This window comes from Paenibacillus glucanolyticus NBRC 15330 (assembly GCF_004000885.1).
Classification (GTDB): domain Bacteria; phylum Bacillota; class Bacilli; order Paenibacillales; family Paenibacillaceae; genus Paenibacillus_AQ; species Paenibacillus_AQ glucanolyticus.
Genome location: NZ_BIMC01000025.1, coordinates 1 through 14,550, shown reverse-complemented (window position 1 = coordinate 14,550; position 14,550 = coordinate 1). Strand labels below are relative to the sequence as shown.

Here is a 14,550-nt window from a genome sequence, read left to right as displayed (position 1 = left end):
GCCGCCTCCTTGTCATGTCAGTATTTTCGGAATACGAATTCGTATCAATGAACCGTGACCGGGGGAAGAACAGATCATAAGTCCGTAACGGCTGCCAAACCGTATCCGCAGCCGCTCGTGCACGTTTTTCAGCCCAACTCCGTTTTCCCGATACTTCTTCAGCTGTCCCTGATCCGTATTCCACAGCTTGATCAATGTCTCCGGATCGAACCCCGGCCCGTTATCCTCCACGTCAATTACGATATCCTCATGGTCCTCCAACACCTTGATGGAGATATAGCCGCTGTCCTCCATCGGCTCAATGCCGTGGTATAAAGCGTTCTCCACAATGGGCTGTACAATCAGCTTCTGCGTAACGTAGTGCTTCAGCGAATCCGGAAGCTCAATTCCGTATTCAAACTTCTCTTCAAACCGGAATTTCTGTATCCGCATATAATGCTGGACATGCTCCAGCTCCATATGGAGGGGGATCAGCTCATGATGCTCGCTGATGCTGATGCGCAGCAGCTTACCCAGGGAGACCACCATTTTGCTGATATCCTTGTTGCCCTGAAGGACAGCCATCGAGTTAATCGATTCCAGTGAATTATATATGAAATGCGGATTGATCTGAGCGACAAGCGCCTGCAGCTCCGCTTCCTTCTTCCGGGCCTGCTCCATCTCGACCTGACCAATCAGCTCATGGATCTGCGAGCTCATCCGGTTAAATCCGTCGATTAACAGATCCGTCTCATCCTCTGCCGCATGATGCGATGGGATCGGAACGAATATTCCCTGCTTCACTCGCTTCATCCCGTTCACCGCACTGATGATGCTGCGGACCATTCTGCGCACAAAAAAACGGTCGAACAGAAACGCCGACACAAGCGAGATCAATCCCAGGATCAAGGCAAGGTTGCGGATGGAGACCGATTCGGCAGAGATGAGTTTGCTTGGCGTGATAGCGACGAGAAACCATTCCTTATTGTGAGAAGGGGAATACGTGATGAGCGATTTTTCATCTAAATATGGATCGACATAGTATCCTTTCCCATTCGTATAACTGTCCGAGAGAAACGGAAATTCCGTCCGCTCCCCGATATGCTCGCCTGATTTCGTAAATACGATATAACCCTGCTTGTTGACCAGCAAAATATCGCCCTGCTTCAGCGTTGCCGCCTCCCAGAAGACCTGGTCGAGGAGATCCGGCTTCACGTAAATCACAGCCGTCCCGATATCCTCCAGAGAGTAATAATCCTTAATCACTCTGGACTGAATCAAGACGGGAGCACCGGATGAAGCAGAGCCGTTCTCTCCGGGACCGACCCATACGGGGCGACCCTCTGCCTTCACCACCGCTTCATACCAATCCTGCCGCCTCAGCTCAGCAAGCTCCATTCCGCCATCTGTATGATAAATCAATTGATCATTCGAATAAAAAGCAAACGAGGCAATCATCGGATGATTGATCAGATTGTTGATCTCCTGCCTCCGGTCATAGGTTACCGCGTAGTCCGGCTGCTTCAGCATCTGCTGAACCGATTGCTGGGTAATCGCGGAGTTCGAAATCGTCGTAATTTCGTTCAAGGCAAACTTCAGCTTCCGGTCCGTTTCCAAGAGCGAAATCCAGTAGAAATCATTCGACTTCTTCTCCATCGCTTCCGAAAAGCTGTAATAAGAAACACCGCCCAGCGCGATGACCGGAATGAAGACCAGAAGAATAATAGCCAGCAAAATCTTTCGGCGGAGTTTCATGAACCATTTCCTCCCTCCACTCTACTATGTCTATTATTCTTCATGGCAGGTGGCATTCCTTGTCAAAGTTCCCGCGCCTTTTAACTTTTTATGGCGCCTGATGTCAGACCCGCGATGACATAGCGGCTGAACAGCAGAAAAACAATAAGCAGCGGCAGTGTTGCCGTGAAGGTTGCCGACATGATCATCCCGAAGTCGAGGCCGTCCTTATTGGTGAACAGCTGCTGCAATGCTATTTGAATGGTGTAATTCTCTCGGTTTTTCAATACGACGAGCGGCCAGAAGAAATCATTCCACACATTCATGAAATTCAATATCCCAAGCGTGGCCATCGCAGGCGTCACAACAGGAATGGCAATATTCCAGAAGATCCGGAAATGTCCGCCGCCATCGATCCGCCCCGCTTCGATCAGCTCGGTATGAACGGCAGATGTGATGTACTGTCTCATCCAGAAAATACCGAAGGCATTGACCATGGCCGGCACGATCAGCGCTTTGTAGCTGTCGATCCAGTGCAGCTTGGCCATAATGACATACTGTGGAAGCACGCCTAACTGAGCCGGCACGAGCATGGTTGCAATGACAAATACAAACAGCGTCTTCTTCAAAGGAAACTCGTACTTCGCAAAAGCATACCCTGCCAGCGTGCAGAGGAACACAACGGACACTGTAACCGATGTCGACACAACGACGGAATTCAACAAGGCTCTGAAGAAATCCGTGCGCTCCAGCACGCGTGAGAAGTTATCCAGGAACTGCGTTCCTGGCGTGAGCAGCGGCGGAATATGGAATGCCGCATCCTTGTCATTGGTAGCCACAACGAACATCCAGTAGAACGGGAAGATCGATACAAGCGCACCCAGAATCATCAACAGATAGAAAAAGAATTTTGCGATTACACCGGGTTCATCCGGTTTTTTACGGCTTATGGCAACTGAACTCATGCTTTTTTACCTCCCGTCTCCCCGCCTTCACGGCCCAGCATCATGTTCAAGACCGAGAATAGGATGGTGGCGACAAACAAGAGGACCGCCGTTGCCGCAGCCGTACCGAAGAAACCGTTCTTAAATGCTTCGTTATACAGATACGTTACCATCGTTACTCCTTCCTGACGAGTAGAGCCTGTGCCGGACTGACCGAGGAAGACATAGGGCTCCGTAAACAGTTGAAGCGCGCCAATCGTCGATATCAGGGTAACGAACAGGATAAACGGACGCAGGAGCGGCAGTGTAATATAGCGCAGCTGCTGGCCCCGGGTTGCGCCGTCGATTTTGGACGCTTCATAGATATCAGTCGGAATGCTCTGCAGCCCCGACAGAAAAATAATGGCGTTATAACCCATCCAGCGCCACATCACCATGGACGAAATCGCGATTTTGACTCCCCACCAGCCGGAATTGAACGGAACGCTCTCCGCACCGAAGGTGTTCAGCATCCAATTCACCATCCCGTTGTTGCCGAACATGGTACTGAACACCAATGTGACGGCTACGATGGACGTGATATTCGGCATAAAATATAGAATGCGGAACGTGTTCTTGAATTTGTTCAGGGCCGAATTGAGCATAACCGCAACAAATAATGCCACAATGAGCTGCGGCACGGTTCCCATCAACGCCATAATGAGTGTGTTGCTGAAAGCGATCCAGAATGTCGGGTCACTTGTAATCAGCTCGTAGTTCTTGAACCCAACATATTTCATCGGTCCGAGTGCGTCCCACTTGAAGAAGGATAGATAGATGGTAAATACAATCGGATAGAGTCCAAAGATTGCAAACAGTATAAAAAATGGAGATATAAACGTATACGCCGTAAATCGGCTGCGCACGGTCTCCGTCAACAAGCGCCGCTTCTGCGGCACGGATTGCGATGACTTTGCCGTTGCTGTGTCTGCCATAAATGCACCTCCAGGTGGGTAAGGATAAATCCGAAGCCGAGGGGAGGGCTATATCCCATCTCGGATTCGGATGCATCACTTGATATGAACGAGCTAAGCGAAAGCTTATCCTCAGTTTCTTAGCTGCGATCGACCAGTGTCTTAATTTGTTTCATTGCGCTTTCCCACTCTTTTTGCGGGTCCGCTTTCTTCTCCAGCACGTTCTTAAGCGCGTTCTTGATAATGGTATCGGTCTGGTCATGCAGCGGTCCGTAATACACCGGCTTGATACGCTCGGCTGACTTGGCATATGCTTCGGAAATAACCTGACCGCTGAAGAATTCATCCTTCTCTTCCGTGAAGGAAGGCTCGCTGTAAACCGCAGGAATGGACGGGAATAAGCCGCTATCCTTAAACGATTTCAGCTGGTTCTCCTGGTTCAGCACCCACGAGATAAATTCATACGCTTCCTTCGAATGCTTGCCTTCCTTCGGCAAGGTCAGGAACGATCCGCCCCAGTTGCCTGCTCCTTCAGGGAGCTGGGCAATTTGCCATTTGCCTGCGGTGTCCTTGGCATTACGAATGGTACCGGCAATCCAGGCCGGGCCGAGCATAACGCCGAAGTCTCCATCATTAATCGCTTTTTGCCATTCAGGGGACCACAGTATCCAGTTGCCGATCCAGCCCTCCTGAATCCCTTTGACCGTAAAGTCATAAGCTTTTCTCACTTGCGGGTTCGTATCTCCTATAAAGGAACCGTCTTCTTTGTTGAAATAGATTTGATCCGGCGATTGGTCGCGAACCCCGTTGTATACCAAATCCGTCAGGTCAGCAAACGGTTTACCCGTTTTGCCTGTGAATTCCTTGGCCACGCTTGCGAATTTATCCCATGAATCAATCGCAGCGCTGAACCCGTCCGGATCCGTAGGCAGTCCCGCTTGCTCAGCCAAATCGGTACGGTAGTATACAACCGTAGGGCCGATGTCTGTAGGAAGACCCAGTTGGAACGAGCCATCCACCGATGTGGCTTGCTTCCATTTCCATTCCAGATAGTTGCCTTCTACATCTTTGGCACCGAGATCATACAGGTTATAGAACTTATCCTGGTTGTTAATAAAGCGTTCCATAAAGGCAATCTCAAGTTGAAAAATATCAGGTGCGCCAGAGCCTGCGGACAACGCCGTTGTCAGATTGTTGTGATGCGCCGTCTGGTCCGACGTATTCTGGAATTTGAACGTGATGTTCGGATGCTCTTTGGTGTATTCCTTAGCCAGATCCTCATAATTGGTCGTACCCAATGACCAGAAGGACAGCTCGATTTTCTCTGTAGATGGTGCTTCTTCCTTCGTATTGTCCTTCTCTTCGGTGCTGCCTCCCCCCGGAGATTCAGCCGTTTTGCTTCCGTTGCCGCCTCCACACGCCGCCAGCGAGAACACCATGATGATACTCATGAGCAGCAAGCTCCATGATTTAAACCTTTTCATTCTTCTACCCCTCTTCCATCAAACGTATTTTTCTTTTATAGTCTAATGAAAGCGGAACCAAATTTTGAGGAGGCAAACTTTCGAATTTGAGTTGAATTTATTACGATTCACGTTTGTCCACTTCGTAATTCCACCACAAAAAAACCGCATATCGAATGTCGATAGCGGTCTTACGGATATTTTAGATGTGAAACTCTCGGACTGATGAGCCCTTTGACAGCCGGATGATTCCTGCGGTGGTGGTTTTACCTATGCTGCCTTTCCGTATTCCTTCGGAACTTGGCGCCTGTCCATGACAGGTCGATTTCTTATATCATGCAAGAGATCATATCGTCCATTTAACGATGGAGCCGGCATAGGTCATTCCCCCGCCAAATCCATAGAGCAGCACATGGTCTCCTGCTTTCAAGCGTCCTTCATCTACGGCCAGCTGAAGCGCAAGCGGAATGGAGGCTGCCGATGTGTTTCCCCGGTACTCGACGCTGGTTAACGTTCGGTTCATTGAAAAAGGCCCTCGCTCGTTGATCGCTTCGATCATGCGAAGATTGGCGCTATGCGGTACGAACCAATCCACTTCGTCCGCGGTCATGCCCCCTTTGGACAGTAAGGTACGGACACCCTCCGGAATGTTCCGAATGGCCCACTTATATATCTCACGGCCATTTTGAACAAGACACCCGCTCTTTAACTCCGCTCCGTCCATCTGCTTGGAAAGGGCTGTCTTGTACAGATGAATGCCGCCTTCGCCAAACGTGCCTGATATGGAAGCTGCAATGCTCGGCGAATCCTCATCCCGCTCCAGCAGTACAGCGCCAGCGCCGTCCCCAAACAGAACGCATGTCGTTCGGTCGGTGTAATCCGTAATCTTCGATAAGGTTTCCGCCCCGATGACGAGTATCTTGTTGTAAGCTCCCCCGGATATTAATCCGTCGGCCATCTGAAGTGCATATACAAATCCCGCACAAGCTGCATTCAGATCGAGTGCCCCCGTACTGGTTATGTCCAGCTTCGATTGCACGCGAGAGGCCGTGCTTGGAAAAGAATATTCCGGCGTGCTTGTAGCCACAAGAATCATATCGACATCCTGCACGGTAACACCGTACCGATCAACCATATCTCGCACAGCACGAATGGCAAGGTCAGACACGAACTGATCCGGAGCAGCTATCCGGCGTTCCCGCATGCCTGTGCGCTGGATAATCCATTCATCGCTGGTCTCGACCATCTTCTCTAAATCCGCATTGCTTAATATCCGTTCAGGTACATAGGTCCCGATTGCTGTAATCCTTGATTTTGATTGGCTCATCATTCACACCTCCAAGTTTATAATCATTATATCACCAAGTACTAGTACTTGGTACTAATTTATTATTTATGCAGGTTTTGATTACCCTTCACCAACTTCACATCCCTCTAAACACAGGCGAATGGAGGCTGTGAGAATCCCGCGCAACAGCCTATAAGGCCATGAGAACCCTATGTGGTAATCTATGAAACACAAGCAAAAAACCTCCATCGCCAATGAAGCGATAGAGGTTCCTGGATTCCCAACTATTAGAAGTGTACTTCCTCACCCACCGAAATGGAGTGAATGTGAATATGGGGATCGGTTAATTCCTCGACCAGACGGACTCGTAACCGGTCCGTTTCTGCTTTGTCTGCATGAACAAGCACGGTATGCTGCGCCGGTATAGCGGTTATCATCTGCCGAACGTCCGCCAGACCCTGATGCACTTTATACCTGATTTTCATAACAGAACAATCCCCGTAATCCTCTGGATGCTGAAGGAGACGCTGTCCAAAGGTTCCATTAGAAACATGCCCAGTGAGCAGAACCAGGTTCCGGGAATCTCTGGAAAACCGATGGTAGTACCACTGTGCCAGATCCGACTGCATCATTCCGTCGGTTACGAACCACAACGAGGCTCCCTGTTTATCAAGCCATGACTCGCGTTCTGCATCGCTACCGGGTACGATCCAATTATTTTGGCTCAGCAATAACTCAAGCTCGCTTTTCATTCCCTGATCGGAATCCGTGCTGCGAAGCCACTCCGAACGGCAAAGCAGCCGCTTCATCCCTTCGATCAGCGGAGCTTCAGTCACGATCGGGATATGCTCCCAATTTCGGGATGCCCAGAGAATCATTTCTTGACCCCGACCCACAGCCGGGACCGGCAATAACACTTTTCCTCCGCTTTGCAGCGTGCTCTGAATCGTTTGCTCCAATTGCATCAGCCTGTCGGCCTGTGAATGAGCATCCGTCCCGTAAGCTGCATCTACAATAGCCAGATCCAGCAGCATGGCGGATGACGTGTCTGCAAGTGAGGGGTTATCGTCCTCCAGCAGCAGAGATTCCGAGGTATAATCGCCCGAATAGAAGATCCGTTTTCCTTCGGCCTCTACCAGCAACCAGACAGAGCCCATCAAATGTCCGCTTCTCCCCCACATCACCTTAACACCGGGGAGCGCGTCAAACCATGTCAACCTCTTCGCCTCTTCCTCCAGAAACCGATAGCGGATAGCACGCTGATCTTCTTCCCTATAGGGAAGTTTCTCGCCCACCCGTTCCGTATACTCCCGCCAGGAGGCGAAATAGGCCGTTAATTGTGCCGCCGTCTCCCGGGTCGTCCATACCTCCCCCTGATATCCAAGGCGATACAAGAGCGGAATCGCCACCGAGTGATCCTCATGAGCATGAGACAGAAACACCGCATTAAGCTGCGGAACCTGCTCCGGCTGTATAATCGGATAGACCCCGGTTCCTTCCTTCATTACACCGCAATCCAGCAGCAAATGGACCCGATTGCCGCTCAGCAAATAGGCGGAGCGGCCATGCTCGCCCGCACCGCCCCACACTGTCAGTTTCATCATGATGCATTCCACTTTCTTTTAGAATTCATGGCTTCGACCATCAGCAGCAGCACCACCGTCATTCCGACGGAGACCACCGCCATAGCCATGCCGAGAGACACCTGGCCCTGCTCAAACTGGGCAAATATATACGTAGCCGATGTCTGCATCGAGGGCGGCAGAATGAGCAGTGACCCAACCAGCTCCCGCGACGCAATCGTGAACGTCATAATCCATCCCGCCAGCATGCCCGGCATAATCAGCGGCAGCAGAATCCGCCGCAGTATAAGCAGCGGACCGCCTCCGAATACCTGGCCTGCTTGAAACAGGGTGCCATCTATCTGCGTAAAGCTGGCCTTCACATACTGCACCGTGTACGGCAGGAACAATACAACATAAGTTAGAACGACCATTCCATAGGTATTATAGAGCGTCACCGGCATCCATGGTGCATTCCAGAACAGGATCAATCCGACCACCATCACGATCCCAGGCACCGTGTTGGGCAGGAGGCTAAACAGATCAATGACCCGCTGCATCCGCCCCTGGGACTTGCCAATCGTTAGGGCAAATCCAGTACCCAATACAACCGCCACCGTTGATGCCGCAAGCGACAATCCCAGACTATTACCAAGCGCTTTCAGGCTGACAGATCCCCATGACAGCAGTTCCTTATAATGATCGAGCGTCAAATTATCTATAGATAATCCGGCTCCCCGGAGCTTCATCAAGGAAGCGGCAATGACGGAAAAATAGGGGATTCCAACCGACAATATTAGCAGCAGCCCGATATATAGCGCGCTGACTGCGCCTTTGCTGCCGCGCAGCGAATATCTTTTGGAGCGCTGGCCTTTACCTCCGACAAGGCGATAGGTAAATCTCCGGCTGACCGTGGACTGCATGTACCACATCACCAGACAGACGGACAGCAGTACTGAGGCAAGCGAGGTGGCTTTACCGAAATCAATCGGCCAGCTTGATATATATTTGTGAATTTCCGAAGTCATCACATAATATCCGATGCGTCGTCCGAACGTTGCCGGTGTGCCGAATTCAGCAATGGTTTTTACAAACACCAGCATTGCACCCATGCCGTAAGAGGATAACAGCAGCGGCAGGATAATTTTTCTGAACCGATACCCTGCGCCTGCGCCGTGAACCGCGCCGGCCTCCTCCAGATTGCCGCCGATCCGAATCAGCGCATCCCGCAGCAGCAGGTACAGGAAAGGGAACAAGTGCAGGCTCATAATCAGCACCATGCCCCCGAAGCTGAAGAATGACTCGCTCCACCTCGCTGCTCCCGGCAGCCATTGCTGTAAATATCCGCCCTTCTGCATGAATAGAATCCAGCCCATCGAACCGATATACGGCGGGGTCATGAACGGTATCATCAGAATCACATCCACCCACCGATGCTCTCCCAGCCGGGTCTTGGCCATGATCCACGCGAGCGGAAGCGCGAACAGTGTTGATCCTGCCACCACACATACCCCGAGCCAAATGGACTGCAGCAATATGCCGGACAGCTCATGGCCCGCTATCGTTCGTATCGGAGCCAGCCAATCCAAGTGCTGTTCCGGGTATATGCTTTGCCAGAATATAAGGAGCAGTGGCACGCCAATGCTTATGATAAGAAGAAACAGGGCGAGAATAACGCCCAGTTTCCGAAAAAATGTCTGACTGTCCATGATGACAGGTCTCACCGCTGTTCACCTCACATGCCTTTTACGTGATTCACTTTTAAACGATTTATTTGAATACTTCGGAAAAACGAGCGGCCGTTTCATCCCCGTGATCATTCATCCAGGACCAGTCCACCTTAAATACCGGAATATCCTTCAGATTGGTGCGTCCCTCAGCCTCCACATCCTCGCGGCCCGGAATCAGATAAGCTTCTGCCACCAGTTTCTGTGCCTCGTCAGACAGCAAGTAGTCAATAAAGGCCTTCGCATTATCCACATTCGGGCTGGATTTCAGAATCGCCGCAGGTCTTGGACTCACAACGGTTCCTTCTGCCGGATATACGATATCAAGCGGCTCCCCTTTGGCTTTGGCCGAATATGCCATATAATCCACGCCGGCAGCAACCATACTCTTGGCACCGGTGATCACCGGGTCGAGCGCTTCCTGATTCGCCCCAGCCATCGCGGTGCCATTGGCTTTATAACTCTCGAACAATTCCCAGCCTGCATCGCCTTTTACACTCAAATACCCGGTGATGAAATCAAGCGCGGATCCCGACAGCGTTGGATCAGGAATGTTGACCGCATCCTTCCACTCCGGCAGACCCAGGTCCGCCCAGCTTTGTGGTGGCGTTGATACCAGATTAGTGTTGTATACAATCCCCAGTGCAGATGCGCTTGTGCTGAAATAGTTTCCTTCCGCGTCAGACCAATCCTTATTCAGCTTGTCCGCATTGGCGGCTTCCGGATAAGGCAATGTCAATCCATCCGCCTTCAAAGCTTGTGCGGACGGAAGCGAAGCGAGAATGACAACGTCCGCGACCGGATTTGATTTTTCCGCTTCCATTCGCGCCAATATTTTGCCTGTTGTGCCTTGGAACATCTCGACCTTCACGCCGGTCTTGGCTTCAAATCCGCTCACGATATTGTCGGCAAGCTTCTGCGGTCCTGCGCTGTACAATACAAGCTTACCGCTTGCTGCAGCCGTACCCGATTCGGACGGCTGGCTGTTATCCTGAGCCGGCTTAACCGAATCGCCGCTCGGCGCGCTCCCGCATCCAAACAAACTCAAACTCATTACCGATGTCAATAATAGCAGCGTGCTTTTTTTCCCCAACTTCAGACCCTTCATCTCCCCAACTCCCTTTCATCATTAGCCTGCGACAACAGGCGTCTGTTCTGCTGTATTTTGTTGCGTACTTCTACCTTGAAATGAGCCTTCATCCATCCGGCATATACAACGGGGAGAAACGTACAGATTAACGCGTTCCCCAATGACCACTCTCTTGTCCAGATAAGCTGTCCACTTGTTATCCGACTCGTCCAACTGCAGCCGGATTTCATATCGCTCGCCTACATAGCTGACACTCAGCACCGTTGCCTGATAGCATAAATCCTCTGTGCTGCTTCTGTTCCAGGTCACATGCTCCGGCCTCACCATCGTCTGATCAGGCGTCAGCCAGTTGGACTTGCCGATAAACGAAGCCACGAACGGGTGGCTTGGCGCTTCATATATGGTCTCCGGGGTTCCCCGCTGCAGCACCTCCCCCTTCCTCATGACCACAATTTCATCCGACATCGACATGGCTTCAACTTGATCATGGGTCACATAAAGCGCAGTCAGTCCCATGTCCTTCACCAGTGACATCATTTCGATCCGCATCTCCTCCCTAAGCACCGCATCCAGCGCGCTTAAAGGCTCATCAAACAATACGAGAGCTGGACGTATAGCTACCGCTCTGGCAAAAGCAACCCGCTGCTGCTGTCCGCCGGACAGCTGGTGAGGATAACGGTTCTCCATTCCCTGTAAGCGGACCATAGCCAGCGCTTCGGTTACCTTTTGCCGGAGATCCGCTTTATGCTTCGCCGCCTTTAATCCAAACGCCACATTCTCGTATACCGTCATATGAGGCCAGAGGGCGAAATCTTGAAAGACCATCCCAAAATTCCGTTTGTGCACAGGAACGTCAACTCTTTGGTGCACCGAGTAAATACACCGGTCTTCCGCGTAGATTTCTCCTCCGTCCGGCTGTTCAAGCCCTGCAATCATTCGGAGAAGTGTCGTTTTGCCGCAGCCGGACGGCCCCAGCAATGTTGTGAATTGACCATGACGCAGCGTTATATCGGTAGGCAGCAAAGCGGCTGTACCTTGAAACGACTTATGAATACCCCTGATTTCAATCTCCACTTTCGATCCCTGCCTGTCTTCTTAAGCTGTTTCCAGTGTAATGCTCACGTTTAAGCGTTGTATTAGACTAATGTAAACACAGAATTAACTTTTTGTTTGAATTCTGTTGATACTCATAGATTAAATCTATATAGAGAGCATAAATAAGGAACAACTAACACCCAAGGGAGAGATGCAAACGTGAACCTGATGAAGCTGCAAATCGTGGAACTGATCGACCGTCATCATCATATGACCAGCGTTGCGGAGATACTCGGCATCAAGCAGCCAACCGTTACTTTTCATATGAAGTCACTGGAGGAAGAGCTGCAAGTCCGATTGTTCGAATCCCGAAGCGGAAAAACATTTCTCACCGAAGCCGGACAAGCCCTGCTGCATTATGCGGTTAAAATAAATTCACTTGCCAGGGAATCCGAGCGGGTCGTCCGGGAGTACGACAGCTTGTATCGCGGAACGCTCCATATTGGAGCCAGTTATGTCCCCGCGACCTATCTGCTGCCCGCGATCTTGAATACCTTTTCCCGTGAATTTCCTGGCATTCGGATATCCTTATCCGTTAAACCTTCGCCGGTTATCCGTGATATGCTGGTCCGGCACCAGATTGACATGGGCATCATCTCGTCGGAGCCCTTTACGGGTTCCGGCCTGCAAGCTGAATCCTTGTGCAAGGATGATTTAACCTTGATATGTTCCCCAGGCCATCCACTCATACAATCGGATATGCTTCAGCCCGAACACATTGTTCGCACGCCCTTTGCCCTGCATGGAAGCGAATCCAGCACAAGGCAGCTGACGGATCTTTGGCTGCAGCAGCACAGCCTGCATATGCGGAGTCCCGTGGAGCTGGACTCACTGGAAGCGATCAAGCAGCTTGTGTTATTGGGCGATCATGTCTCCTTTATGTCGCGAATGGCTGTGCAGCGGGAGCGGCAGCAGGGATTACTGCACGTCCTGCCGATTCCCGGTCACAGGGCATCCCGGCATATTTACAGCGTTCATAACCAGGACCGTCTTCCTTCCGTGCAAATTCATCGTTTTCAGGAGGTGCTGCGGGAGATGGGCAAACAATTGGAGCAGGCACTCTAATAAAGCGAGGATATTTATTTCGGGCAGCGAGCGAATATAAAATGGATGCAGCTATTCAATAATTCTATGGATATTTTATACAGTTCATCCTCTCCGTTAACAGCTAACAATCAATCGACGCTTAAAGTAGGATTGAACCTAAATCCAGCTTATGGGAGTGATTGTATTGAGAAGATGGAAAAAGCTGACATTGTCTTTCATGGTAAGTTTCGTGGCCCTGGGAAGCGGTGTGACCGGACTCCACGCATCACAAGTTTCAGCCGCTGCCAATGCCGTGCCTTCCTATGAAGTGAAGTTCCTTGCCAAACCCGAAGCCGTTCTAGGAACCAGCGGGAGTCTTCGGAATGACGTCATTCAGACATTCGGACTGGCTTCTGTTCCCCAAGCAATCGGGGTAGCTTACTATGACACGAACCATCTGGAACTGGATGCCGAAGGCTGGAATGTCCGTTTCCGCAAAAAAGAGGACAAGGATAACTACGAGCTTACCTATAAAAAACGGTATCCCATCCTAAACGGAGATATTAACGCCGCGCTAAGCTTGGCAAACCGTGAAGGCTTTAATGCTTCGGATGACAACTACGAGGCAGAGATTGATTGGGGATACGGCAAACAAACGCTTAGCTTCTCTAACACCAAGAAGGTGAACACCACAACAACCGGCACACAGCTTCCATCGGAGCAGGAATCCTTGGCTTTGCTGCTAGATAAACTGCCCGGTAAACTCAAAAAATGGTCCTCCCCCGATTGGGGTCAACAAAAGCTTTCACAGTCCCGCCTGCATGGTCCGCTGACCTTCTATCGTTACGAAGGCACGTGGGAGGGGCAGAAGATGAGTCTTGAAGTATGGCCTATTCGCAACGCAGAGGGCACAGGAACCGAGAATCTGATTGAAATCTCATTCAAAACAGCTGATGCTTCGATTGCCTCCCAACTTCGAACCGAACTTATGGACACGCTGGTGTCTAACGACTGGCTTCTCCCCATTGATGGCTTGAAAACTCAGCTGATCTTGGAAAGATATTAATTTTGGAAAAAAAGGACGTCCGCAAAGACCTTAGGTCTTGTTGGGCGTCCTTCTGTTCGTTGCCATCTCCTCCATGTAACCACCTCATAATGACTAACGTACGCAGTGAGTTTTGTTAGTGGAGGTTGGGTTTGGGGACTGCTATGGGAAAGTGTTACGGATGATCTACTTTTGGAAAACTGGTTGCAAGTACTGCTGAAGACTTGTTACTGAAGACTTGTTACTGAAGACTGTTACTAGAAACTGCTGCCGAAATCGACTACTGAAATCGACTACTGGCCCCCTCTACTGCTGATGAAGCCCATCTTTTCAGAAAATCATTCTCGGGGTTCTTGATCTCTACAGACGCAAACCACTACTGTAAAGCCACTTTTGGTGTTCTTTCTTCTTGATCGCTAACGGACTCAGAGGACACTATTCGCGGAAAAATGAAGCTATTGAAATTCTAACGGACCGGATTGAGCTTATATCATCAAAAATGTGATCAAAACCGACTCATAGCCTAATATAACATCTGTGGGGTCCGTTACATTTGAAATCATCTAGTTTATTGCTGTATAACGCTCCTACGGTCCGTTAGATGGGGAATACGTGCATACTAGGGAATCTGCCATTGATAATCT

General features: G+C 50.5%; 11 protein-coding genes. 2 read left to right on the top strand and 9 right to left on the bottom strand.

The window, feature by feature from the left end:
- Window positions 1-12: 12 nt before the first annotated feature.
- The 9 genes from PGL02S_RS24755 to PGL02S_RS24715 form a co-directional block, all read right to left on the bottom strand.
- Complete coding sequence (locus tag PGL02S_RS24755) at window positions 13-1,734, bottom strand: cache domain-containing sensor histidine kinase (protein ID WP_036640903.1); 1,722 nt, start codon at window positions 1,732-1,734, stop codon at window positions 13-15.
- Window positions 1,735-1,814: 80 nt separating this feature from the next.
- A complete protein-coding gene (locus PGL02S_RS24750) occupies window positions 1,815-2,678 on the bottom strand; it encodes a carbohydrate ABC transporter permease (RefSeq protein ID WP_006208262.1) in 864 nt (287 codons plus the stop codon).
- The gene (locus PGL02S_RS24745; protein WP_036640906.1) at window positions 2,675-3,631 is read right to left on the bottom strand and encodes a carbohydrate ABC transporter permease; all 957 of its coding nucleotides are present in this window, start codon (window positions 3,629-3,631) and stop codon (window positions 2,675-2,677) included. Before PGL02S_RS24745 ends, PGL02S_RS24750 begins: the two co-directional genes overlap by 4 nt.
- Window positions 3,632-3,750: 119 nt before the next feature.
- Window positions 3,751-5,094: an ABC transporter substrate-binding protein gene (locus tag PGL02S_RS24740; RefSeq protein WP_006208260.1), complete on the bottom strand. Its 1,344-nt coding sequence runs from the start codon at window positions 5,092-5,094 to the stop codon at window positions 3,751-3,753.
- A gap of 325 nt (window positions 5,095-5,419) precedes the next feature.
- Window positions 5,420-6,400, bottom strand: coding sequence for a ketoacyl-ACP synthase III (locus PGL02S_RS24735; RefSeq protein WP_173937148.1), 981 nt, complete (start codon window positions 6,398-6,400; stop codon window positions 5,420-5,422).
- Window positions 6,401-6,648: 248 nt separating this feature from the next.
- A complete protein-coding gene (locus tag PGL02S_RS24730) occupies window positions 6,649-7,965 on the bottom strand; it encodes an MBL fold metallo-hydrolase (protein ID WP_036640911.1) in 1,317 nt (438 codons plus the stop codon).
- Window positions 7,962-9,632, bottom strand: coding sequence for an ABC transporter permease (locus tag PGL02S_RS24725; RefSeq protein WP_036640934.1), 1,671 nt, complete (start codon window positions 9,630-9,632; stop codon window positions 7,962-7,964). The genes PGL02S_RS24730 and PGL02S_RS24725 overlap by 4 nt, the downstream gene beginning before the upstream one ends.
- 61 nt (window positions 9,633-9,693) lie before the next feature.
- Complete coding sequence (locus PGL02S_RS24720) at window positions 9,694-10,758, bottom strand: ABC transporter substrate-binding protein (protein ID WP_006208256.1); 1,065 nt, start codon at window positions 10,756-10,758, stop codon at window positions 9,694-9,696.
- A gap of 21 nt (window positions 10,759-10,779) precedes the next feature.
- Window positions 10,780-11,814, bottom strand: a complete 1,035-nt coding sequence (locus PGL02S_RS24715) for an ABC transporter ATP-binding protein (RefSeq protein ID WP_006208255.1) — start codon at window positions 11,812-11,814, stop codon at window positions 10,780-10,782.
- Window positions 11,815-12,003: 189 nt separating this feature from the next.
- Here PGL02S_RS24715 and PGL02S_RS24710 point away from each other — a divergent pair, with 189 nt between their 5' ends.
- Together PGL02S_RS24710 and PGL02S_RS24705 are read left to right on the top strand one after the other, a co-directional pair.
- The gene (locus tag PGL02S_RS24710; RefSeq protein WP_051449228.1) at window positions 12,004-12,900 is read left to right on the top strand and encodes a LysR family transcriptional regulator; all 897 of its coding nucleotides are present in this window, start codon (window positions 12,004-12,006) and stop codon (window positions 12,898-12,900) included.
- A gap of 151 nt (window positions 12,901-13,051) precedes the next feature.
- Window positions 13,052-13,927: a hypothetical protein gene (locus PGL02S_RS24705; protein ID WP_051449227.1), complete on the top strand. Its 876-nt coding sequence runs from the start codon at window positions 13,052-13,054 to the stop codon at window positions 13,925-13,927.
- Window positions 13,928-14,550: the final 623 nt, after the last annotated feature.

Bases quoted from the DNA above. Each gene is read 5' to 3' on its own strand.
- PGL02S_RS24755 (WP_036640903.1), bottom strand. From the start codon at position 1,734: ATGAAACTCCGCCGAAAGATTTTGCTGGCTATTATTCTTCTGGTCTTC.
- PGL02S_RS24750 (WP_006208262.1), bottom strand. From the start codon at position 2,678: ATGAGTTCAGTTGCCATAAGCCGTAAAAAACCGGATGAACCCGGTGTA.
- PGL02S_RS24745 (WP_036640906.1), bottom strand. From the start codon at position 3,631: ATGGCAGACACAGCAACGGCAAAGTCATCGCAATCCGTGCCGCAGAAG.
- PGL02S_RS24740 (WP_006208260.1), bottom strand. From the start codon at position 5,094: ATGAAAAGGTTTAAATCATGGAGCTTGCTGCTCATGAGTATCATCATG.
- PGL02S_RS24735 (WP_173937148.1), bottom strand. From the start codon at position 6,400: ATGAGCCAATCAAAATCAAGGATTACAGCAATCGGGACCTATGTACCT.
- PGL02S_RS24730 (WP_036640911.1), bottom strand. From the start codon at position 7,965: ATGATGAAACTGACAGTGTGGGGCGGTGCGGGCGAGCATGGCCGCTCC.
- PGL02S_RS24725 (WP_036640934.1), bottom strand. From the start codon at position 9,632: ATGGACAGTCAGACATTTTTTCGGAAACTGGGCGTTATTCTCGCCCTG.
- PGL02S_RS24720 (WP_006208256.1), bottom strand. From the start codon at position 10,758: ATGAAGGGTCTGAAGTTGGGGAAAAAAAGCACGCTGCTATTATTGACA.
- PGL02S_RS24710 (WP_051449228.1), top strand. From the start codon at position 12,004: ATGAAGCTGCAAATCGTGGAACTGATCGACCGTCATCATCATATGACC.
- PGL02S_RS24705 (WP_051449227.1), top strand. From the start codon at position 13,052: ATGGGAGTGATTGTATTGAGAAGATGGAAAAAGCTGACATTGTCTTTC.